30 protein-coding genes are annotated in these 17,552 nt (G+C 47.6%); all 30 read right to left on the bottom strand.

Features of this window, described 5'->3' with window-relative positions:
- Positions 1–349: 349 nt before the first annotated feature.
- The 30 genes from AAY72_RS03195 to AAY72_RS03055 all read right to left on the bottom strand — a co-directional run bounded on the left by AAY72_RS03195 (position 350) and on the right by AAY72_RS03055 (position 17,448).
- Positions 350–1,612 (bottom strand): serine hydrolase, encoded by a 1,263-nt coding sequence (locus AAY72_RS03195; protein WP_057785555.1) that lies wholly within the window; start codon positions 1,610–1,612, stop codon positions 350–352.
- 144 nt (positions 1,613–1,756) lie between these two features.
- Positions 1,757–2,152: a 50S ribosomal protein L17 gene (rplQ, locus tag AAY72_RS03190; RefSeq protein WP_008609570.1), complete on the bottom strand. Its 396-nt coding sequence runs from the start codon at positions 2,150–2,152 to the stop codon at positions 1,757–1,759.
- Positions 2,153–2,191: 39 nt separating this feature from the next.
- Complete coding sequence (rpoA, locus tag AAY72_RS03185; protein WP_008985235.1) at positions 2,192–3,181, bottom strand: DNA-directed RNA polymerase subunit alpha; 990 nt, start codon at positions 3,179–3,181, stop codon at positions 2,192–2,194.
- A 23-nt stretch (positions 3,182–3,204) separates the two neighbouring features.
- Positions 3,205–3,825: a 30S ribosomal protein S4 gene (gene rpsD, locus AAY72_RS03180; protein ID WP_008985234.1), complete on the bottom strand. Its 621-nt coding sequence runs from the start codon at positions 3,823–3,825 to the stop codon at positions 3,205–3,207.
- Positions 3,826–3,858: 33 nt separating this feature from the next.
- A complete protein-coding gene (gene rpsK / locus AAY72_RS03175) occupies positions 3,859–4,248 on the bottom strand; it encodes a 30S ribosomal protein S11 (protein ID WP_008609573.1) in 390 nt (129 codons plus the stop codon).
- 11 nt (positions 4,249–4,259) lie between these two features.
- Positions 4,260–4,616 carry a 30S ribosomal protein S13 gene (gene rpsM, locus AAY72_RS03170; RefSeq protein WP_008609574.1) on the bottom strand — a complete coding sequence of 119 codons (357 nt, stop codon included), beginning with the start codon at positions 4,614–4,616 and terminating at the stop codon, positions 4,260–4,262.
- Between the two features lie 131 nt (positions 4,617–4,747).
- Positions 4,748–4,861, bottom strand: coding sequence for a 50S ribosomal protein L36 (gene rpmJ, locus AAY72_RS16440; protein ID WP_008950799.1), 114 nt, complete (start codon positions 4,859–4,861; stop codon positions 4,748–4,750).
- 21 nt (positions 4,862–4,882) lie between these two features.
- Positions 4,883–6,211: a preprotein translocase subunit SecY gene (gene secY, locus AAY72_RS03165; protein WP_008985233.1), complete on the bottom strand. Its 1,329-nt coding sequence runs from the start codon at positions 6,209–6,211 to the stop codon at positions 4,883–4,885.
- A 15-nt stretch (positions 6,212–6,226) separates the two neighbouring features.
- The gene (gene rplO, locus AAY72_RS03160) at positions 6,227–6,661 is read right to left on the bottom strand and encodes a 50S ribosomal protein L15 (RefSeq protein ID WP_008950798.1); all 435 of its coding nucleotides are present in this window, start codon (positions 6,659–6,661) and stop codon (positions 6,227–6,229) included.
- Between the two features lie 3 nt (positions 6,662–6,664).
- Positions 6,665–6,847 (bottom strand): 50S ribosomal protein L30, encoded by a 183-nt coding sequence (gene rpmD / locus AAY72_RS03155; protein ID WP_008609577.1) that lies wholly within the window; start codon positions 6,845–6,847, stop codon positions 6,665–6,667.
- A 6-nt stretch (positions 6,848–6,853) separates the two neighbouring features.
- Complete coding sequence (gene rpsE, locus AAY72_RS03150; RefSeq protein WP_008985232.1) at positions 6,854–7,357, bottom strand: 30S ribosomal protein S5; 504 nt, start codon at positions 7,355–7,357, stop codon at positions 6,854–6,856.
- A gap of 9 nt (positions 7,358–7,366) precedes the next feature.
- Complete coding sequence (gene rplR / locus AAY72_RS03145) at positions 7,367–7,717, bottom strand: 50S ribosomal protein L18 (RefSeq protein WP_008609579.1); 351 nt, start codon at positions 7,715–7,717, stop codon at positions 7,367–7,369.
- 9 nt (positions 7,718–7,726) lie between these two features.
- Positions 7,727–8,260, bottom strand: a complete 534-nt coding sequence (gene rplF, locus AAY72_RS03140) for a 50S ribosomal protein L6 (RefSeq protein ID WP_008985231.1) — start codon at positions 8,258–8,260, stop codon at positions 7,727–7,729.
- A gap of 15 nt (positions 8,261–8,275) precedes the next feature.
- On the bottom strand, positions 8,276–8,668 hold the full coding sequence (gene rpsH, locus AAY72_RS03135) for a 30S ribosomal protein S8 (RefSeq protein WP_008609582.1): 393 nt from the start codon (positions 8,666–8,668) through the stop codon (positions 8,276–8,278).
- A gap of 21 nt (positions 8,669–8,689) precedes the next feature.
- The gene (gene rpsN / locus AAY72_RS03130; RefSeq protein WP_008609583.1) at positions 8,690–8,995 is read right to left on the bottom strand and encodes a 30S ribosomal protein S14; all 306 of its coding nucleotides are present in this window, start codon (positions 8,993–8,995) and stop codon (positions 8,690–8,692) included.
- A gap of 11 nt (positions 8,996–9,006) precedes the next feature.
- A complete protein-coding gene (gene rplE / locus AAY72_RS03125) occupies positions 9,007–9,546 on the bottom strand; it encodes a 50S ribosomal protein L5 (RefSeq protein WP_008609585.1) in 540 nt (179 codons plus the stop codon).
- Between the two features lie 19 nt (positions 9,547–9,565).
- Entirely contained in the window at positions 9,566–9,880 is a 315-nt protein-coding gene (rplX, locus tag AAY72_RS03120; protein WP_008609586.1) for a 50S ribosomal protein L24, read from the bottom strand.
- Between the two features lie 9 nt (positions 9,881–9,889).
- Positions 9,890–10,258: a 50S ribosomal protein L14 gene (gene rplN, locus AAY72_RS03115; RefSeq protein ID WP_008224481.1), complete on the bottom strand. Its 369-nt coding sequence runs from the start codon at positions 10,256–10,258 to the stop codon at positions 9,890–9,892.
- Between the two features lie 225 nt (positions 10,259–10,483).
- Positions 10,484–10,741 carry a 30S ribosomal protein S17 gene (rpsQ, locus tag AAY72_RS03110; protein ID WP_008609587.1) on the bottom strand — a complete coding sequence of 86 codons (258 nt, stop codon included), beginning with the start codon at positions 10,739–10,741 and terminating at the stop codon, positions 10,484–10,486.
- Positions 10,741–10,932, bottom strand: a complete 192-nt coding sequence (rpmC, locus tag AAY72_RS03105; RefSeq protein WP_008609588.1) for a 50S ribosomal protein L29 — start codon at positions 10,930–10,932, stop codon at positions 10,741–10,743. The genes rpsQ and rpmC overlap by 1 nt, the downstream gene beginning before the upstream one ends.
- The gene (gene rplP / locus AAY72_RS03100; protein WP_008609589.1) at positions 10,932–11,345 is read right to left on the bottom strand and encodes a 50S ribosomal protein L16; all 414 of its coding nucleotides are present in this window, start codon (positions 11,343–11,345) and stop codon (positions 10,932–10,934) included. Before rplP ends, rpmC begins: the two co-directional genes overlap by 1 nt.
- A 12-nt stretch (positions 11,346–11,357) precedes the next feature.
- Complete coding sequence (rpsC, locus tag AAY72_RS03095) at positions 11,358–12,071, bottom strand: 30S ribosomal protein S3 (RefSeq protein WP_008609590.1); 714 nt, start codon at positions 12,069–12,071, stop codon at positions 11,358–11,360.
- A 9-nt stretch (positions 12,072–12,080) separates the two neighbouring features.
- A complete protein-coding gene (gene rplV, locus AAY72_RS03090) occupies positions 12,081–12,413 on the bottom strand; it encodes a 50S ribosomal protein L22 (protein ID WP_008224490.1) in 333 nt (110 codons plus the stop codon).
- 10 nt (positions 12,414–12,423) lie between these two features.
- The gene (gene rpsS / locus AAY72_RS03085) at positions 12,424–12,702 is read right to left on the bottom strand and encodes a 30S ribosomal protein S19 (protein WP_008950795.1); all 279 of its coding nucleotides are present in this window, start codon (positions 12,700–12,702) and stop codon (positions 12,424–12,426) included.
- Positions 12,703–12,718: 16 nt separating this feature from the next.
- Positions 12,719–13,543: a 50S ribosomal protein L2 gene (gene rplB, locus AAY72_RS03080; RefSeq protein WP_008609592.1), complete on the bottom strand. Its 825-nt coding sequence runs from the start codon at positions 13,541–13,543 to the stop codon at positions 12,719–12,721.
- A gap of 16 nt (positions 13,544–13,559) precedes the next feature.
- On the bottom strand, positions 13,560–13,862 hold the full coding sequence (rplW, locus tag AAY72_RS03075; protein ID WP_008609593.1) for a 50S ribosomal protein L23: 303 nt from the start codon (positions 13,860–13,862) through the stop codon (positions 13,560–13,562).
- On the bottom strand, positions 13,859–14,464 hold the full coding sequence (gene rplD / locus AAY72_RS03070) for a 50S ribosomal protein L4 (protein WP_008985230.1): 606 nt from the start codon (positions 14,462–14,464) through the stop codon (positions 13,859–13,861). The genes rplW and rplD overlap by 4 nt, the downstream gene beginning before the upstream one ends.
- 18 nt (positions 14,465–14,482) lie before the next feature.
- The gene (gene rplC, locus AAY72_RS03065) at positions 14,483–15,121 is read right to left on the bottom strand and encodes a 50S ribosomal protein L3 (RefSeq protein ID WP_008985229.1); all 639 of its coding nucleotides are present in this window, start codon (positions 15,119–15,121) and stop codon (positions 14,483–14,485) included.
- A gap of 29 nt (positions 15,122–15,150) precedes the next feature.
- On the bottom strand, positions 15,151–15,462 hold the full coding sequence (rpsJ, locus tag AAY72_RS03060) for a 30S ribosomal protein S10 (RefSeq protein ID WP_008899121.1): 312 nt from the start codon (positions 15,460–15,462) through the stop codon (positions 15,151–15,153).
- Positions 15,463–15,708: 246 nt separating this feature from the next.
- Positions 15,709–17,448 carry an acyl-CoA dehydrogenase gene (locus AAY72_RS03055; protein WP_057785554.1) on the bottom strand — a complete coding sequence of 580 codons (1,740 nt, stop codon included), beginning with the start codon at positions 17,446–17,448 and terminating at the stop codon, positions 15,709–15,711.
- Between the last annotated feature and the right edge of the window lie 104 nt (positions 17,449–17,552).

Below are 17,552 nucleotides of genomic sequence, written 5' to 3'. Positions count from 1 at the left end.
CAACAAAGTGGCGCTCAGTCACTGACTAATTTTACTTGGTCACTTTCTGATTAATTTCATTTCGAAACCATCATAAGTGCCCACACAGATAATTGATTGCTTATTGTTAAAGAGCGTGCTTCGTCTTACGAAGCGAGGCACTTGCCTCAGGATTCTTTCAGACTTGAAGTTCGTTGCCGTTGTCCCCGTCTGTGGATGCGCATTATAGAGATCCGGAAAACTTGTTCAAGATCTTTTTTCATAAAAGAGGATCGTTCGGATGTTTTTTAGACGATCCTTATTGCTGCCGGCGATCTTTTACACGATCCGTTGAAAATACCGTCAACCTTGCTGCTGCAAACATCTGCGGCTAGTGATGGCCGGCTTGCTGACGTTGGCTTAACTCGTACTGATACAGCAAAGTCCCCAGCTCCCGCAAGAACGGCTGGCCTATAGTATCTGTCTCATAGGTATCGTCGTTAAGGATCTGATTAGCATTGGTGTAGAGGATCGCGGTGAGAAAGAACGCGATCCCATGTTTGGTATCTTCTACATAGGCGCCATCAATAACGTGGCCATAAGCTTGGCCATTTTTATTATGGTAGTGAATATATTCAGGCAGCCGTTGCTGTGCGTCACCTTTTAAGAAGTACTTTACGTAGGTATCGGGATATTCCGCTTCCGGGAAAGCCGGATACTTGCTTTGTCTTGGTAACTTCCGCATATGCTCTAATAAAAACTGGCGCTGTGATTCGCTAATATTAAAACGTTGTTGCTCTGCAAACAGCTGCGGCATAACGATTCGCTTCACCACCCCGTCAAAATCAATTAAAGATTGCCGGTTCTTCAAGGTAAAGTCCATTGGCTGCTGAATTAGCTCTCCGCGCTGATAATAAGCTTTGCCTAGTTTCGGTTGATCCGGGTTGCTATAGGATTCCCCAATCTGTCGCTCAGGTAATGCCAACAGCGTCCGGCCTTCTGCATCGATAAAACGTACCGGATTAAAATAGCGATTGTCATCGTCAGTAAATGGCACACTAAGGCGGTGGTTGATAATGGTATTATTTAACCCCTTCGCGAGCAGTTGCTGGTTAATATATTGCTGACCTAGTAACTCATACAATCGATTACTGCCATCATTATCACTCACCAGTAATATCTTCTTTATATAGTGTCCGATGCTGGGCAAGCCGCTTTCGCTGGTTTCGTCAGTATGTGCCGTTGTTTGCGGTGAGCGCTGACTGTCTGTCAGCATAGTCGTCGCTAAAGTTAGCTCGGGCCTGTTTTGCTCGTGTAACCATTGTAACGCTAATGCTGCTAAGGGTAGCTTTACAGTACTCGCCGGATAGAAGTAGCGTGCCGGGTCCAGTCGATAGTGATAGTAATGAAGCTTTGGCGGCTCATTTGGGTTTATTGGCTTCTCGATTCGCGTATATAGGATCTGCAGCTGATACTGTTCACTATCGCTAAACACCTGGTTAAGCAACGACGACTGCTGTAACCGCTCAACCAACAACGGCTGTAGTGGTTGACAACTTCCGGCGGCGACTAAATAACGACAGGGATCTTGCTCTGCAGCCACAGCCACCGGATAGGTTACTACTGCAAATAACAGACTAAAGACAAATTTCATCTATAGATTCCGCCTGATTAAAAGTTTGGATTCAGGGTAACAGTAGCATAAATATTTATCAGGTCAGAACGCGGCGAATTGTTCTAAGCAAAAGAAATAAAAAAACCGGGCGTTAAGCCCGGTTTTTCAATTTAAAGTCAGCGATTACTCAGCTGCAGTTTCTTCAACTGGCAGCGCCGTTTCCGGACGATCTACTAACTCAATATAAGCCATAGGTGCATTGTCACCAGTACGGAAGCCACACTTCAGGATACGAGTGTAACCACCTGGACGCGCGTTGTAACGCGGGCCTAAAACATTGAACAGTAAACCTACTACTTCTTTATCACGAGTACGGGCGAAAGCCAGACGGCGGTTTGCAACGCTGTCGTTCTTAGCCAAAGTGATCAATGGCTCGATCACACGACGTAACTCTTTAGCTTTTGGCAAAGTCGTTTTGATGATTTCGTGCTTCACCAACGAGCTTGCCATGTTGCGGAACATTGCAGTACGGTGGCTGCTGTTCCGATTTAATTGACGACCACTCTTGCGATGGCGCATGATCTATTCCTTCTCACTAAACCAGGAACTGGTATCTGGTTAGTCTTTATTTACCAAACTAGCTGGCGGCCAGTTTTCCAGGCGCATGCCCAGAGATAAACCGCGTGATGCCAGCACGTCTTTGATTTCGGTAAGTGACTTCTTACCCAGGTTAGGTGTTTTCAACAACTCAACCTCGGTACGTTGCACCAGATCACCGATGTACTGAATCTGCTCTGCCTTCAAGCAGTTAGCAGAACGAACTGTTAGTTCTAAATCATCGACCGGCCGTAACAGAATCGGATCAAACTCCGGCTTCTCTTCACGTTTCTCTGGCTCACTCTTATCACGCAGCTCAACAAAGAACTCCAGCTGTTCAGCCAGAATTGTTGCTGCGCGACGAATGGCTTCCTCTGGCTCAACAGTGCCGTTGGTTTCCATGTCGATAATCAGTTTGTCCAGGTCGGTACGCTGTTCAACCCGAGCGGCTTCAACGGTGTAAGCAATACGCTCTACCGGGCTGAAAGACGCATCCAGCAACAGACGCCCAATTGGACGTTCGTCATCGTCTGAGGAAAAACGAGCTGATGCAGGCACATAACCACGACCACGCTCAACTTTCAGACGCATACTGAATTCAGTTTCGCCAGTCAGGTTGCAGATAACGTGATCAGGATTAACGATTACCACACCGTCGCCACGCTGGATATCTCCAGCGATTACAGGGCCGGCACCTTTTTTCGTTAAAGTCAGGGTGACTTCATCTTTGTCTTCCAGGCGTACGGCAAGGCCTTTCAGGTTCAGAAGGATATCAATGATATCTTCCTGTACACCTTCTTTGGCACTGTACTCATGGAGCACGCCGTCGATCTCTACTTCAGTCACTGCACAACCTGGCATAGACGATAACAGAATACGACGTAACGCGTTGCCCAAGGTATGCCCGAAACCGCGCTCAAGTGGTTCCAAAGTAACTTTGGCACGAGTTGGGTTGATCCTTTCGATACCAACTAATCTCGGCTTAAGGAATTCGGTGACAGAACCCTGCATATATCCTCTCTTAACAATTAGCTTTACTTAGAGTAAAGCTCGACGATTAACTGTTCGTTGATGTCCGCAGACAGATCTGAACGCTCAGGCAGACGTTTGAATACGCCTTCCAGCTTAGTCATATCTACTTCAATCCAAGTTGGCTTTTCGCGTTGCGCAGCCAGCTCTAAAGCAGCACCGATACGGGCTTGCTTCTTCGCTTTTTCACGCACAGCTACAACTTGTTCAGGTAATACAGTATGTGATGGAACATTCACCACGCGACCATCTAACATGATTGCTTTGTGGCTTACCAGCTGACGTGCTTCGGCACGAGTGCTGGCCAGACCCATCCGGTATACCACGTTGTCCAAGCGAGACTCTAACAACGCTAACAGGTTTTCACCGGTATTACCTTTCAAACGAGCAGCTTCTTTGTAGTAATTACGGAACTGCTTTTCTAATACGCCATAAATACGACGTACTTTTTGCTTCTCGCGTAACTGTAAACCGTAGTCTGACAGACGGCCACGACGGGCACCATGCTGACCAGGAGCTGTAGTTAAGTTACACTTTGAATCGATTGCTCTCACGCCGCTCTTCAGGAACAGATCTGTACCTTCGCGACGACTTAGTTTGAGCTTAGGACCCAAATATCTTGCCATCTTCTTTCTCCAATAATCCGTGAAGCGCTGTGATTACACGCGACGTTTTTTAGGTGGACGGCAACCGTTATGCGGAATTGGCGTCACGTCGGTGATATTTGTGATTTTGTAACCAGCGGCATTCAGTGCGCGAATCGCTGATTCACGACCTGGGCCTGGGCCATTCACAAAGACTTCAAGGTTTTTCAGACCATATTCTTGTGCAGCAGCACCTGCACGCTCTGCAGCTACCTGAGCAGCGAATGGTGTAGATTTACGTGAACCACGGAAACCTGAACCACCAGCTGTTGCCCAGCACAGTGCATTGCCCTGACGATCAGTGATCGTCACAATGGTGTTGTTGAAAGAAGCATGGATATGAGCCATACCATCTGAAACTTGCTTTTTTACCCGTTTACGAGTACGAACTGGTGCTTTAGCCATGTTGAATCACCTTATTTCTTAATCGCTTTACGTGGGCCCTTGCGGGTACGCGCATTAGTCTTAGTGCGCTGACCACGAACCGGCAGACTACGACGGTGGCGCAGGCCACGGTAGCAACCCAGGTCCATTAAACGCTTAATGTTTAATGTGATTTCACGACGCAAGTCACCTTCAACGGTGTATTTTGCAACTTCGTCACGTAAAGAGTCTAACTGTGCGTCACTTAAGGTCGCAATCTTGGTTGACTCTTCGATGCCCACTGCAGCTAAAATAGCCTTTGCACGGGTCTTACCGATACCATAAACATAAGTCAGTGAAATCACTGCATGTTTATTATCGGGGATGTTAATGCCAGCGATACGGGCCACTAACGTTCTCCTATCTGAAATTAAAAGGTGCCAATTTGAAAAGCCCGTAAGGATACTCAAATGGCGCTCATATTGCAAACAATAAAGGGGCTAAACTAAAGTTCAGCCCGCCTTATCGTAATTTTCTGCTATTAACCTTGGCGTTGTTTGTGCTTCGGCTCACTGCAAATTACGCGAACGACGTTATTACGTTTGATCACTTTGCAGTTACGGCAGATCTTCTTAACGGAAGCTCGTACTTTCATAACTTAACTCCGCAAAATATCTTAACGGCCTATGCCTTTAAGATTTGCCTTTTTCAGCACAGAATCATACTGATGCGACATCAGATGGGTCTGTACCTGTGCCATGAAATCCATGATAACAACAACGATAATCAGTAATGATGTACCGCCAAAGTAGAACTGTACGTTCCACGCTACCATCATGAACTCAGGAACCAAACAAATAAAGGTAATGTACAGGGCACCAGCAAGGGTTAACCGTGTCATCACTTTATCAATGTATTTTGATGTCTGTTCACCAGGACGGATACCAGGAATAAAGGCACCGGACTTCTTCAGGTTGTCAGCTGTATCGCGTGGATTGAACACCAACGCTGTATAGAAGAAACAGAAGAAAATAATCGCTGCTGAGTATAACATCATGTACAGCGGTTGTCCCGGAGATAATGTCAGCGAGAGTTCCTGAAGGAAATTCGCTAGCATACCTTCACCTGAACCGAACCAACTGGCAATAGTGCCAGGGAACAGAATAATGCTAGAGGCAAAGATCGGTGGAATAACACCGGCCATATTGACCTTTAACGGTAAATGGCTGCTTTGCGCGGCAAATACCTGACGGCCTTGCTGACGCTTTGCGTAGTTAACCACTATACGACGCTGGCCGCGTTCAAAGAACACTACGAACCAGGTAATCGCAATGACGATCACGCCAATCGCTACTAACAGTAAAAAGTGCAAATCGCCCTGACGTGCCTGCTCAATCGTCTGACCAATGGCAGACGGGAAGCCAGCAACAATACCGGTGAAAATTAGCAGCGAAATACCGTTACCAATGCCGCGCTCTGTAATTTGCTCACCTAACCACATCAAGAACATGGTACCGGTAACCAAGCTGATTACCGCGGTAAAGTAAAATGCAAAGCCTGGGTTAATCACTAACCCTGGCATCATATTGGGTAAGCCAGTAGCTATACCAATAGACTGTAAGATCGCTAATGCTAAGGTACCGTAGCGTGTGTACTGGTTAATTTTGCGCTTGCCAGCTTCACCCTCTTTCTTCAGTTCAGCCATTGCCGGATGCATTACCGTCAACAACTGCACAATGATTGAGGCTGAAATGTAAGGCATAATACCTAACGCAAACACAGAAGCACGCTCAAGTGCACCACCGCTGAACATGTTAAACATTTCAACGATGGTGCCTCTTTGTTGCTCGAATAACTGAGCTAGCACGGTGGCGTCAATTCCAGGAATTGGCACAAAGGACCCTAATCGAAATACGATTATGGCTAAAAGCACAAACAACAGGCGAGATTTCAGCTCACTGAATCCACCTTTTGCTGCTCTTGAGTCCGAACCTGGTTTAGCCATTGCGTACTATCCTTATTATTCTTCGACTTTACCGCCAGCGGCTTCGATAGCTGCACGCGCGCCTTTAGTTACGCCTAAACCTTTAACGGTTACTGGACGAGTGATCTCGCCAGACAGCACAACTTTAGCGAACTTCACAGTGCGGGCAATGATGTTAGCTTCCATTAAAGAGGCTAAATCTACCACATCACCATTAACAGCAGCGATTTCGTGTAAACGTACTTCAGCAGAAACCAGAGATTTCAGAGAAGTGAAACCGAACTTAGGTAAACGCTGCTTCAGAGGCATTTGACCGCCTTCGAAACCTGGACGTACTTTACCGCCAGAGCGTGATTTTAAACCTTTGTGACCACGGCCACCGGTTTTACCTAAGCCAGAACCGATACCACGGCCCAGACGGCGCTTTTCTTTCTTGGCACCTGGTGCTGGAGCAAGAGTATTTAATAACATCTGTTACTCCTCCACTTTAACCATGTAGTAAACGGCGTTGATCATACCGCGAACTGAAGGAGTATCTTCAACTTCAACGGTGTGACCGATACGACGTAAACCCAGACCCAGTAATGAAGCCTTGTGCTTCGGTAAACGACCGATGCTAGACTTCACTTGGGTGACTTTAATTGTTTTCTTCGCCATGGCAAATTACCCCAGAATATCGTCAACGCGTAAACCGCGTTTTGCCGCTACCTGAGCTGGTGACTTGACAGCCGCCAGCGCGTTGATAGTGGCGCGAACTACGTTAATTGGGTTGGTTGAACCGTAACACTTAGACAGAATGTTCTGGATACCGGCGACTTCCAGCACGGCACGCATAGCACCACCGGCGATCAAACCTGTACCTTCTGCAGCTGGCTGCATATAAACATTCGAACCTGAGTGCACACCCTTAGTTGGGTGGTGCAGTGTGTTACCATTTAATTCAACCTGAGTCATGTTGCGGCGGGCTTTTTCCATTGCCTTTTGAATTGCAGCTGGAACTTCACGCGCTTTACCATAACCGAAACCAACACGGCCATTGCCATCGCCTACCACAGTCAGAGCGGTGAAGCTGAAAATACGACCACCTTTTACCACTTTTGACACGCGGTTAACAGCAACAAGCTTCTCTTGTAAGTCAGATTGTTGTTTAACTTCTTCGTTAGCCATGAGCTACTCCTAGAACTGAAGACCGGCTTCACGCGCTGCGTCTGCTAACGCCTGCACGCGACCATGGTAGCGGAAACCGCTACGGTCAAAAGCACAAGCAGTAACGCCTTTGGCTACTGCACGTTCGGCGATCGCTTTACCTACAGCCTTGGCCGCTTCTACGTTACCAGTGTACTTCAGTGACTCTGCAATAGAGGCTTCTACGGTAGAAGCAGCTGCAATCACTTCAGCATTTGGTGCGATAAGCTGAGCGTAGATGTGACGTGGGGTACGGTGTACCACCAGGCGATTCGCACCTTGTTCGATAATATTTCTGCGGACGCGTTTGGCACGACGCAGACGAGCAAGTTTCTTATCCATCGTCCTACCTTACTTTTTCTTCGCTTCTTTACGACGCACGTTTTCATTCGCATAACGTACACCCTTGCCTTTGTAAGGCTCTGGTTTACGATATGCCCGGATGTTGGCAGATACCTGACCAACTAACTGCTTATCAGCGCCTTTAACCAGGATCTCGGTCTGAGTAGGTGTTTCGATTGTGATACCTGCTGGTACCTCAAACGCTACCGGATGCGAGAAGCCCAGGCTCAGGTTTAATACCTTGCCTTCAGCTTTAGCACGGTAACCTACACCGACTAATTCCAGCTTCTGGGTGAAACCGTCAGTTACACCGATAACCATGCTGTTCAACAGTGCACGGGCAGTACCCGCTTGTGCGTTAGCGTTTTCGAAACCTTCGCGTGGTACAGTACGCAGTACGTTACCATCAACAACGATCTCAACCGCTGGGTTAACATTTAATGTTAACTCGCCGTTTTTACCCTTCAGTGCCACTACCTGACCAGTTTGCGTTACAGAAACGCCTGCTGGCAGAGTGACTGGGGCCTTAGCAACACGAGACATAGATTACTACCTCCGTTACGCTACGTAGCCGATGATTTCGCCACCGATACCAACCTTGCGCGCAGCACGGTCAGTCATTAGTCCTTTAGATGTTGACACGATGGCCACACCTAAACCGCCCATTACTTTTGGTAATTCGCCGCTCTTCTTATAGATTCGCAGGCCTGGACGACTAACACGATCGATAGTTTCAATTACAGATTTGCCCTGGAAGTACTTTAATGTCACTTCCAGCTCTGGCTTAACGTCACCAGATACCGCGAAATCGGCGATGTAACCTTCGTCTTTTAATACTTTCGCAATTGCCGTCTTCAGTTTTGAAGAAGGCATTTTAACCGCAACTTTGTTAGCCGCTTGGCCGTTACGGATGCGAGTAAACATATCCGCTACTGGATCTTGCAAACTCATAGCTCGTTACTCCCGTGATTCTTACCAGCTAGCCTTACGAAGGCCAGGAATTTCACCGCGCATTGCAGCTTCACGAACCTTGATACGGCTCATACCGAACTTGCGCAGATAACCGTGTGGACGACCTGTTACACGGCAACGATTACGTTGACGTGATGGGCTTGAATCACGCGGCAACGTCTGTAACTTAAGAACTGCAGCCCAACGGTCTTCATCAGAAGTGGCCGGATTAGCAATCAGATCTCTCAGTTCATGACGCTTAGCAGCGAACTTGGCTACCAGTTGTGCACGCTTTAATTCACGTGCTTTCATTGATTGTTTTGCCATGACCCTACACCTTATTTCTTGAACGGGAAGTTGAACGCGGCAAGTAATGCACGACCCTCGTCATCGCTACGAGCAGTTGTAGTAATAGTGATATCTAAACCACGTACTGCATCTACTTTATCGTAATCGATTTCAGGGAAAATGATTTGCTCACGTACGCCCATACTGTAGTTACCACGGCCATCGAATGACTTCGAGCTTACGCCACGGAAGTCACGGATACGCGGGATAGCGATAGAGACTAAACGCTCTAAGAAATCCCACATACGCTCGCCGCGCAGGGTCACTTTTGCGCCAATAGGGTAGCCTTGACGGATTTTGAAGCTTGCTACCGACTTACGAGCCTTGGTCACTAATGGCTTTTGGCCAGAGATAGCTGTTAAATCAGCTACCGCGTTCTCAAGGATCTTTTTGTCAGCTACGGCCTCACCCACACCCATGTTGAGTGTGATTTTTTCAATCCGAGGGACTTGCATGACGCTGGTGTAGCCGAACTGTTTCATCAGTTCTGGGACTACGGTGTCTTTGTAAATCTCATGCAGTTTCGCCATCGTATTACTCCAATAGCAATTAAATTACTTCGTTATTCGATTTGAAGAAACGGACTTTTTTGCCATCTTCAAAACGGAAACCTACGCGATCAGCTTTACCCGTTTTAGGGTTAAAAATCGCTACGTTTGAAACATGAATTGAGGCTTCTTTCTCGACGATACCGCCTGGCTGGTTAATAGCCGGAACAGGTTTCTGGTGCTTTTTAACCAGATTCACGCCTGAAACATAAACACGGTTTTCAGAAACTAAAACTTTAGTCACTTTGCCGCGCTTACCTTTGTCCTTACCAGTAAGAACAATTACCTCGTCATCACGACGGATTTTGCTAGCCATGCTGACTCCTTACAGTACTTCTGGTGCCAGAGACACGATCTTCATGAATTTATCACCACGAAGTTCACGTGTAACAGGCCCGAAAATACGGGTGCCGATCGGTTCCAGCTTGTTGTTTAACAACACTGCTGCATTACGATCAAAACGGATTAATGACCCGTCCTGACGACGTACGCCTTTAGCTGTACGCACCACCACTGCATTCAGAACATCACCTTTTTTCACTTTACCGCGAGGAATTGCTTCTTTCACAGTAACTTTGATGACGTCACCAATTGCAGCATAACGGCGATGCGAACCACCTAAGACCTTAATACACATTACGCTGCGCGCGCCGCTGTTGTCTGCGACTTCCAGCATAGATTGCATCTGGATCATCTTAGTGCTCCGCTACTCTACTATGTAACCCTCTCGGATTACGCTGCTTACGATAATAAAAACCCTCCCTAAAGGAAGGGCGCGTGATTATAACAGCAGTTATTGAAAAGTGGTAGTTTAAAATAAAAACAATTCGGCTTGGTCAATGCTGTACCGCCACTTCAAAATCACTGTCTGTAAAAACAAAAACGGCTCCCAAGGGAGCCGTTTCCAGTTTACTGAGATTTACTCAGCAGCTGTTTCAACTACAGCAACCAGAGTCCAAGACTTAGTCTTAGAAAGTGGACGGCACTCACGAATAGTGACTACGTCGCCTTCTTTACACTGATTGTTTTCGTCATGTACGTGCAGCTTGGTGGTGCGCTTGATGAACTTACCATAAATTGGGTGTTTCACCTGACGCTCGATCGCAACGGTGATAGATTTATCCATCTTGTTGCTGATCACTTTACCTTGCAGTGTACGGATATTAGTTTCGGTCATTACGCACCTGCCTTCTCGGTTAAGATGGTCTTAACGCGCGCGATATCACGACGCACCTGCTTCAATAAGTGAGTCTGAGCTAACTGACCAGTAGCTGCTTGCATGCGCAGGTTAAACTGCTCACGTAACAGACCTAATAATTCAGTGTTTAACTCTTCAACACTTTTGGTTTTCAATTCGCTGGCTTTCATCACATTACCGTCCGCGTTACAAAGGTTGTCTTAAATGGCAGCTTAGCAGCAGCCAGTGAGAACGCGTGGCGCGCTAACTCTTCAGACACACCGTCCATTTCGTACAGTACTTTGCCAGGTTTAATCTGGCATACCCAGTACTCAACAGAACCTTTACCACTACCCATACGTACTTCAAGCGGCTTAGCAGTAATTGGTTTGTCCGGGAACACACGGATCCAGATCTTACCAACACGCTTAACAGCCCGCGTCATAGCACGACGTGCAGATTCAATTTGACGTGAAGTCAGTTGACCACGCTCTACAGATTTCAGTGCGAAAGTACCGAAGCTAACTTTATCACCTACCAGTGATAAACCGCGGTTACGGCCTTTGTGCACTTTCCGGAATTTTGTACGTTTTGGTTGCAACATCGCTCAATACCCCTACTTAGCCTTACGAGCCGGTTTTTTCGGCGCTTTAGGCTGGTTGTTATTGTTGGCGTTGTTGGCGTTATTTTGCAGAGGCAGACCACCTAAGATCTCACCTTTGAAAATCCACACTTTCACACCAATGATACCGTAAGTAGTCAGTGCTTCTGAGGTATTGTAATCGATGTCGGCACGCAGGGTGTGCAGTGGCACACGACCTTCGCGGTACCATTCATCACGGGCAATTTCAGCACCGCCTAAACGGCCGCTTACTTGAACCTTGATACCTTTAGCACCAATCCGCATAGCGTTTTGTACCGCGCGCTTCATCGCACGACGGAACATTACGCGACGCTCTAACTGGCTGCTGATTGAATCAGCAACTAATTTCGCGTCCAGCTCTGGCTTACGGATCTCAGAGATATTGATCTGAGCAGGTACGCCAGCGATAGCGGCTACTTGCTTACGGATCTTCTCAACGTCTTCACCTTTTTTACCGATGATCACGCCTGGACGAGCAGTGTGGATAGTCACACGGATGCTTTTCGCAGGACGTTCAATATCAATCCGGCTTACTGAGGCAGCTTTCAGTTCTTTAGTCAGGTACTGACGAACTTTGTAGTCACCGTTCAGGAAATCCGGGAAGTCTTTTGTATTCGCGAACCAGGTTGAGCTCCATGGCTTAGTGATACCTAGGCGAATACCATTAGGATGTACTTTCTGTCCCATTTCTCACTCCTAGTTATCAGCTACAACCACAGTAATGTGGCTAGTACGCTTGACGATACGATCAGCACGACCTTTAGCACGTGGTTTGATACGCTTCATAGACGGACCTTCATCAACGAAGATGGTCTTAACTTTCAGCGTGTCGATATCCGCGCCTTCATTGTGCTCAGCGTTGGCAATGGCTGATAAAAGAACCTTTTTAACTAACTCAGCAGCTTTTTTCGGGCTGTAAGTCAGTACGTTCAGCGCCTTATCTACTGGCAAACCACGCACCTGGTCAGCAACCAGACGAGTTTTTTGAGCAGAAGAACGGGCAAATTTGTGTTTCGCTAATGCTTGCATTATTTACCCCTTAACGCTTCTTGGCCTTTTTGTCGGCGGCATGACCACGATAGGTACGAGTAGGTGCAAATTCACCTAACTTGTGACCAATCATCTCTTCTGAGACGAACACAGGTACATGTTGACGACCATTATGGACAGCGATGGTCAAACCGATCATATCAGGTATGATCATTGAACGACGGCTCCAAGTCTTAATAGGCTTCTTGTCACCGCTTTCCAACGCTTTCTCTACCTTCTTCAGCAAGTGAAGGTCGATAAATGGACCTTTCTTGAGAGAACGTGGCATGGCAATTCCTCACAAATTATTTATCACGACGACGTACGATCAGTTTATCAGTACGCTTGTTTGAACGAGTCTTGTAACCTTTAGTTGGTACGCCCCAAGGTGTAACTGGGTGACGACCACCTGAAGTTTTACCTTCACCACCACCGTGCGGGTGATCTACCGGGTTCATTACCACACCACGTACGGTAGGACGGATACCGCGCCAGCGCATTGCGCCCGCTTTACCGTACTGACGTAACATGTGTTCGGCATTACCGATTTCACCGATGGTTGCACGGCAGTCAGCTAATACTTTACGTACTTCGCCGCTACGCAGACGCAGAGTTACATACTCACCGTCACGAGCCAGGATCTGAGCGAAAGCGCCTGCTGAACGAGCCAGCTGACCACCTTTACCTGGTTTCATTTCGATGTTATGTACTACCTGGCCCACTGGAATATTCCGCAGTGGTAAGGTGTTGGCTGGTTTGATTGGTGCATCAACACCAGAAACCACCGCATCACCTGCTTTCAGACCTTTCGGTGCCAGGATGTAACGACGTTCACCGTCTGCATACAATACTAATGCAATGTTAGCGGTACGGTTTGGATCGTACTCTAAACGCTCTACTTTAGCCGGAATACCGTCTTTAGTGCGTTTGAAGTCAACAACGCGGTAATGCTGTTTATGACCACCACCGATATGACGGGTAGTGATACGACCGTTGTTGTTACGACCACCAGTCTTAACGTTCTTCTCTAACAAAGGTGCATAAGGCTTGCCTTTGTACAGGTCAGGGTTAACCACTTTTAATACGTGGCGACGACCTGGTGACGTAGGTTTACACTTAACAAGTGCCATTTCCTAACTCCTCTTCTTACTCAGCGCCGCCAACAAAATCGATTTCGCTGCCTTCTTTAAGAGTGACGTAGGCCTTTTTCCAGTCGCTACGCTTGCCCATGCGCATACCAGTGCGCTTGGTCTTACCCTTAACGTTAACAGTACGAACACCTACTACTTCTGTTTCAAACAGTTTTTCTACGGCAGCTTTAATATCAGCTTTAGTAGAAGTAGTGGCCACTTTGAAAACGATAGTGTTGTGTTTTTCTGCCGCGTTAGTGCTCTTTTCAGAAACGTGCGGAGCCAGAATCACTTTCAGTAAACGTTCTTCACGGATCATGCTAACAGCTCCTCAAGTTGTTTAACTGCAGCAGCAGTCATTAACACTTTGTCGAATGCGATTAAGCTGACCGGATCGATACCGTGTACGTCACGTACGTCAACCTTGTACAGGTTACGGGCAGACAGGAACAGGTTCTCGTCTACTTCGTTAGTTACGATCAGAACGTCTTTTAAATCCATCGCTTTCAGTTTTGCTGTTAAGTCTTTAGTCTTTGGTGATTCAACGCCAAAGTTCTCAACAACAATTAAGCGCTCCTGACGAACTAATTCAGACAGGATGCTTTGAATCGCACCGCGATACATTTTACGGTTAACTTTTTGGCTGTGATCCTGCGGCTTAGCAGCAAAAGTCACACCACCGCTGCGCCAAATTGGGCTGCGGATTGTACCAGCACGAGCACGGCCAGTACCTTTTTGACGCCATGGCTTCTTGCCGCCACCACGTACTTCTGAACGGGTCAGTTGCGCACGGGTACCCTGACGGGCGCCAGCTGCATAAGCAACGACTACCTGATGTACCAGAGCTTCGTTAAACTCACGTCCAAAGGTAGCTTCGGAAACTTCAAGAACGCCTTGAGCGTCTCGTAATGCTAATTCCATCACTTCTCTCCTCAGACGTTAGCTTTTAACAGCTGGTTTAACGATCACGTCACCACCGATAGCACCAGGCACTGCGCCTTTTACTAACAGCAGGTTACGCTCTGCATCAACACGAACCACTTCTAACGATTGCACGGTGACGCGCTCGTTACCTAAGTGACCAGCCATTTTCTTACCTTTGAATACTTTACCTGGTGATTGGTTTTGACCAATTGAACCAGGGGCACGGTGTGATAAGGAGTTACCGTGCGTAGCATCCTGGGCACGGAAGTTCCAGCGCTTGATCGCGCCAGCAAAACCTTTACCCTTAGATGTACCTACTACATCTACTTTCTTTGTTTCTGCGAAAATTTCGACAGTAATCTCGCTACCAACAGTGATGTCAGCGCCTTCGTCATTCTGCAGGCGGAATTCCCACAGACCACGACCCGCCTCTACACCGACTTTTGCAAAGAAACCTGCGTCTGGTTTGTTCAGGCGGCTTGCCTTAACTGCACCAGTAGTTACTTGCAGCGCGTTATAACCGTTAACTTCTTCAGTTTTAACAGCAGTAACGCGGTTTGGTGTTGCTTCGATTACGGTTACTGGGATAGAAACGCCATCTTCTGTGAAGACGCGAGTCATACCCACTTTACGACCGATAAGACCGATAGCCATTTCCTAAACCTCTCTAAAAACCTGTCTGATTAGCCCAGGCTGATTTGAACGTCAACGCCAGCTGGCAGATCTAAACGCATCAGCGCATCAACTGTTTTTTCAGTTGGTTCCACGATGTCGATTAAACGCTTGTGAGTACGGATTTCGTACTGGTCACGCGCATCTTTATTGACGTGAGGAGAAATCAGAACAGTAAAACGTTCCTGACGTGTTGGCAGTGGAATTGGACCACGAACCTGGGCGCCAGTACGCTTAGCTGTGTCAACGATTTCCATAGTTGACTGATCGATCAAGCGGTGATCGAACGCTTTCAGACGGATGCGTATCCTTTGATTACTCATTGTATCAAAGCCTCAAAGAGCAAAAAGAGCAAAAATAAACATAAGCAAGCAGCCATTTTGGCTTTGCCTATGCACCTAGTTTCAAGTGCTCCCCAATCGGGAGCTTATAAACAAACACGCTGCCTAACAGGACTTACCGGTGTTCGTACCAGCCAGAATCATATCGACTGGCGGCGTATTATATACACCCAAGCCGATATTGCAAGCATTGATTATAAAACGATCAATAGTATGACCAATCACATCTTAGAACTGATCGTCTGTCAGTTGCAGCGCGGCGCTGCCATCGGCGCTCAGCTGGGAAAACAATGCCTGCACTTTTGGCATTACCCGACGCAGATACCAGTGTGCCGCACCTTGTTTAGCGGCAATAAAATCGGCGCTATGTTTTTCGTTATCCAACGCTACTAGATTCTTGTACCACATATAACCATAGAGTACATAGCCTACCGCATCCAGCAGATCACAGGCATCCAGCGCCTGTTGCGTCGTATCCTTTGCCAGCTGAGCTGTAACACAACCCTGTAACTGAGCCACGACAGTTAACAGTAGTTCAGAAGCGGCATTGGGCTGCGTACTGACCTCGGTATGGATCTCTGTCAACAGCTGCTGCAGCACGCCGCCCTGATCGGCCGCTACTTTGCGCAGGGCAAAATCCAGCGCCTGTATACCATTTGTCCCCTCATAAATCTGGGCAATCCGTACATCCCGCACCAGTTGCTCCATACCCCACTCTTTAACGTAGCCGTGGCCGCCGAATACTTGCTGTGCGGTGACGCAGGCCTCTAAACCACGGTCGGTCATAAAGGCCTTAGTAATAGGCGTTAGCAAGTTGGCACGATCGGCCGATACTTTACAGTTGTCGTATTTGGCTTTGTCGAGCAAACTGGCTACCCAGGTTGCGAAGGTACGGCCAGCTTCATTAATGGCTTTAATATTCAGTAACATCCTTCTGACATCCGGATGTCCAAGGATAGGATCCGCTGTATTGGGGTCGCGCCCAACGGTTCGCCCCTGTAAACGGTCTTTAGCGTAGGCCAACGCATTTTGGTAAGCGCGTTCTGCCGCTCCCAATCCCTGGCTACCCATCGACAACCGCTCGTAATTCATCATGGTAAACATACAGGCCAAACCGCGGTGGGGTTCACCAATCAGATAACCGGTAGCGCCATCAAAATTCAGCACACAGGTTGCCGAGCCATTAATACCCATTTTGTGTTCGATAGAGCCGACACTGACGTTATTGCGATCGGCCGGATCTCCGTTTACGTTGAGTAAAAACTTCGGCACCAGAAATAGGGAGATACCCTTACTGCCTGCTGGAGCGTCCGGTAATTTGGCCAGCACCAGGTGGATAATGTTGCGGGTAAGATCATGTTCACCGGCGGTGATAAAGATTTTGCTACCGCTAATTCGATAGCTGCCATCCGCTGCCGGCTTAGCCGTAGTACGCATAATGCCCAGATCTGAGCCGGCATGGGCTTCGGTCAGACACATAGTACCCGACCATTCACCGCTATAGAGTTTTGGCAGGTATAGTGCTTTGGTCGCATCATCTGCATGTTGCAGTAACGCAACACAAGCGCCGGCAGTCAGTCCAGGGTAAAGTGAAAACGCGATATCTGCACTACAGAGCATTTCATCGACCATCATCGACAAGGCCTTGGGCATCCCCATGCCACCGTACTCAGGATCGCCGCTTAAACCGGTCCAACCGCCTTCGCTAAGGCTCTGGTAAGCATTATGGTAATGCTCTGGTACAGTAACTTTACCCTCGTTAAGTTTGGCTCCCTGCTGATCAGCGAGCTTACTAAAGGGTGCCAGCTGTTGCTCACAAATTTTTGCCGCTTCTTCAAGGATAGCTTTCGCTGTATCAACCTCGATTAACTCCTGTAACTGTGGCTGCTGTTGCCAGTACTGATCCAATTGCCAAACATCAAACAGGTTAAAGTTAATATCATTGAGGGGGGCCTGATACAGACTCATGCTAGTCTCCTAAACTGGACGGATGAGTGAGAACTATGGCATAGGGTGACAATTCAAACAAGTGTTTGAATAAAGTTTCAGAAACAAAAAAGGCCCCTTGCGGA

Source organism: Alishewanella sp. WH16-1 (assembly GCF_001441695.1).
Taxonomy (GTDB): Bacteria; Pseudomonadota; Gammaproteobacteria; order Enterobacterales; family Alteromonadaceae; genus Alishewanella; species Alishewanella agri.
The sequence above is the reverse complement of the archived record's forward strand: the minus strand, read 5'-3'. Positions and strand labels throughout refer to the sequence as shown.

Excerpts from the sequence above, each read along its gene's own strand:
- AAY72_RS03195 (WP_057785555.1), bottom strand. The coding sequence starts at position 1,612 with ATGAAATTTGTCTTTAGTCTGTTATTTGCAGTAGTAACCTATCCGGTG.
- rplQ (WP_008609570.1), bottom strand. The coding sequence starts at position 2,152 with ATGCGCCATCGCAAGAGTGGTCGTCAATTAAATCGGAACAGCAGCCAC.
- rpoA (WP_008985235.1), bottom strand. The coding sequence starts at position 3,181 with ATGCAGGGTTCTGTCACCGAATTCCTTAAGCCGAGATTAGTTGGTATC.
- rpsD (WP_008985234.1), bottom strand. The coding sequence starts at position 3,825 with ATGGCAAGATATTTGGGTCCTAAGCTCAAACTAAGTCGTCGCGAAGGT.
- rpsK (WP_008609573.1), bottom strand. The coding sequence starts at position 4,248 with ATGGCTAAAGCACCAGTTCGTACTCGTAAACGGGTAAAAAAGCAAGTT.
- rpmJ (WP_008950799.1), bottom strand. The coding sequence starts at position 4,861 with ATGAAAGTACGAGCTTCCGTTAAGAAGATCTGCCGTAACTGCAAAGTG.
- secY (WP_008985233.1), bottom strand. The coding sequence starts at position 6,211 with ATGGCTAAACCAGGTTCGGACTCAAGAGCAGCAAAAGGTGGATTCAGT.
- rplO (WP_008950798.1), bottom strand. The coding sequence starts at position 6,661 with ATGTTATTAAATACTCTTGCTCCAGCACCAGGTGCCAAGAAAGAAAAG.
- rpmD (WP_008609577.1), bottom strand. The coding sequence starts at position 6,847 with ATGGCGAAGAAAACAATTAAAGTCACCCAAGTGAAGTCTAGCATCGGT.
- rpsE (WP_008985232.1), bottom strand. The coding sequence starts at position 7,357 with ATGGCTAACGAAGAAGTTAAACAACAATCTGACTTACAAGAGAAGCTT.
- rplR (WP_008609579.1), bottom strand. The coding sequence starts at position 7,717 with ATGGATAAGAAACTTGCTCGTCTGCGTCGTGCCAAACGCGTCCGCAGA.
- rplF (WP_008985231.1), bottom strand. The coding sequence starts at position 8,260 with ATGTCTCGTGTTGCTAAGGCCCCAGTCACTCTGCCAGCAGGCGTTTCT.
- rpsH (WP_008609582.1), bottom strand. The coding sequence starts at position 8,668 with ATGAGTTTGCAAGATCCAGTAGCGGATATGTTTACTCGCATCCGTAAC.
- rpsN (WP_008609583.1), bottom strand. The coding sequence starts at position 8,995 with ATGGCAAAACAATCAATGAAAGCACGTGAATTAAAGCGTGCACAACTG.
- rplE (WP_008609585.1), bottom strand. The coding sequence starts at position 9,546 with ATGGCGAAACTGCATGAGATTTACAAAGACACCGTAGTCCCAGAACTG.
- rplX (WP_008609586.1), bottom strand. The coding sequence starts at position 9,880 with ATGGCTAGCAAAATCCGTCGTGATGACGAGGTAATTGTTCTTACTGGT.
- rplN (WP_008224481.1), bottom strand. The coding sequence starts at position 10,258 with ATGATCCAGATGCAATCTATGCTGGAAGTCGCAGACAACAGCGGCGCG.
- rpsQ (WP_008609587.1), bottom strand. The coding sequence starts at position 10,741 with ATGACCGAAACTAATATCCGTACACTGCAAGGTAAAGTGATCAGCAAC.
- rpmC (WP_008609588.1), bottom strand. The coding sequence starts at position 10,932 with ATGAAAGCCAGCGAATTGAAAACCAAAAGTGTTGAAGAGTTAAACACT.
- rplP (WP_008609589.1), bottom strand. The coding sequence starts at position 11,345 with ATGTTGCAACCAAAACGTACAAAATTCCGGAAAGTGCACAAAGGCCGT.
- rpsC (WP_008609590.1), bottom strand. The coding sequence starts at position 12,071 with ATGGGACAGAAAGTACATCCTAATGGTATTCGCCTAGGTATCACTAAG.
- rplV (WP_008224490.1), bottom strand. The coding sequence starts at position 12,413 with ATGCAAGCATTAGCGAAACACAAATTTGCCCGTTCTTCTGCTCAAAAA.
- rpsS (WP_008950795.1), bottom strand. The coding sequence starts at position 12,702 with ATGCCACGTTCTCTCAAGAAAGGTCCATTTATCGACCTTCACTTGCTG.
- rplB (WP_008609592.1), bottom strand. The coding sequence starts at position 13,543 with ATGGCACTTGTTAAGTGTAAACCTACGTCACCAGGTCGTCGCCACGTA.
- rplW (WP_008609593.1), bottom strand. The coding sequence starts at position 13,862 with ATGATCCGTGAAGAACGTTTACTGAAAGTGATTCTGGCTCCGCACGTT.
- rplD (WP_008985230.1), bottom strand. The coding sequence starts at position 14,464 with ATGGAATTAGCATTACGAGACGCTCAAGGCGTTCTTGAAGTTTCCGAA.
- rplC (WP_008985229.1), bottom strand. The coding sequence starts at position 15,121 with ATGGCTATCGGTCTTATCGGTCGTAAAGTGGGTATGACTCGCGTCTTC.
- rpsJ (WP_008899121.1), bottom strand. The coding sequence starts at position 15,462 with ATGAGTAATCAAAGGATACGCATCCGTCTGAAAGCGTTCGATCACCGC.
- AAY72_RS03055 (WP_057785554.1), bottom strand. The coding sequence starts at position 17,448 with ATGAGTCTGTATCAGGCCCCCCTCAATGATATTAACTTTAACCTGTTT.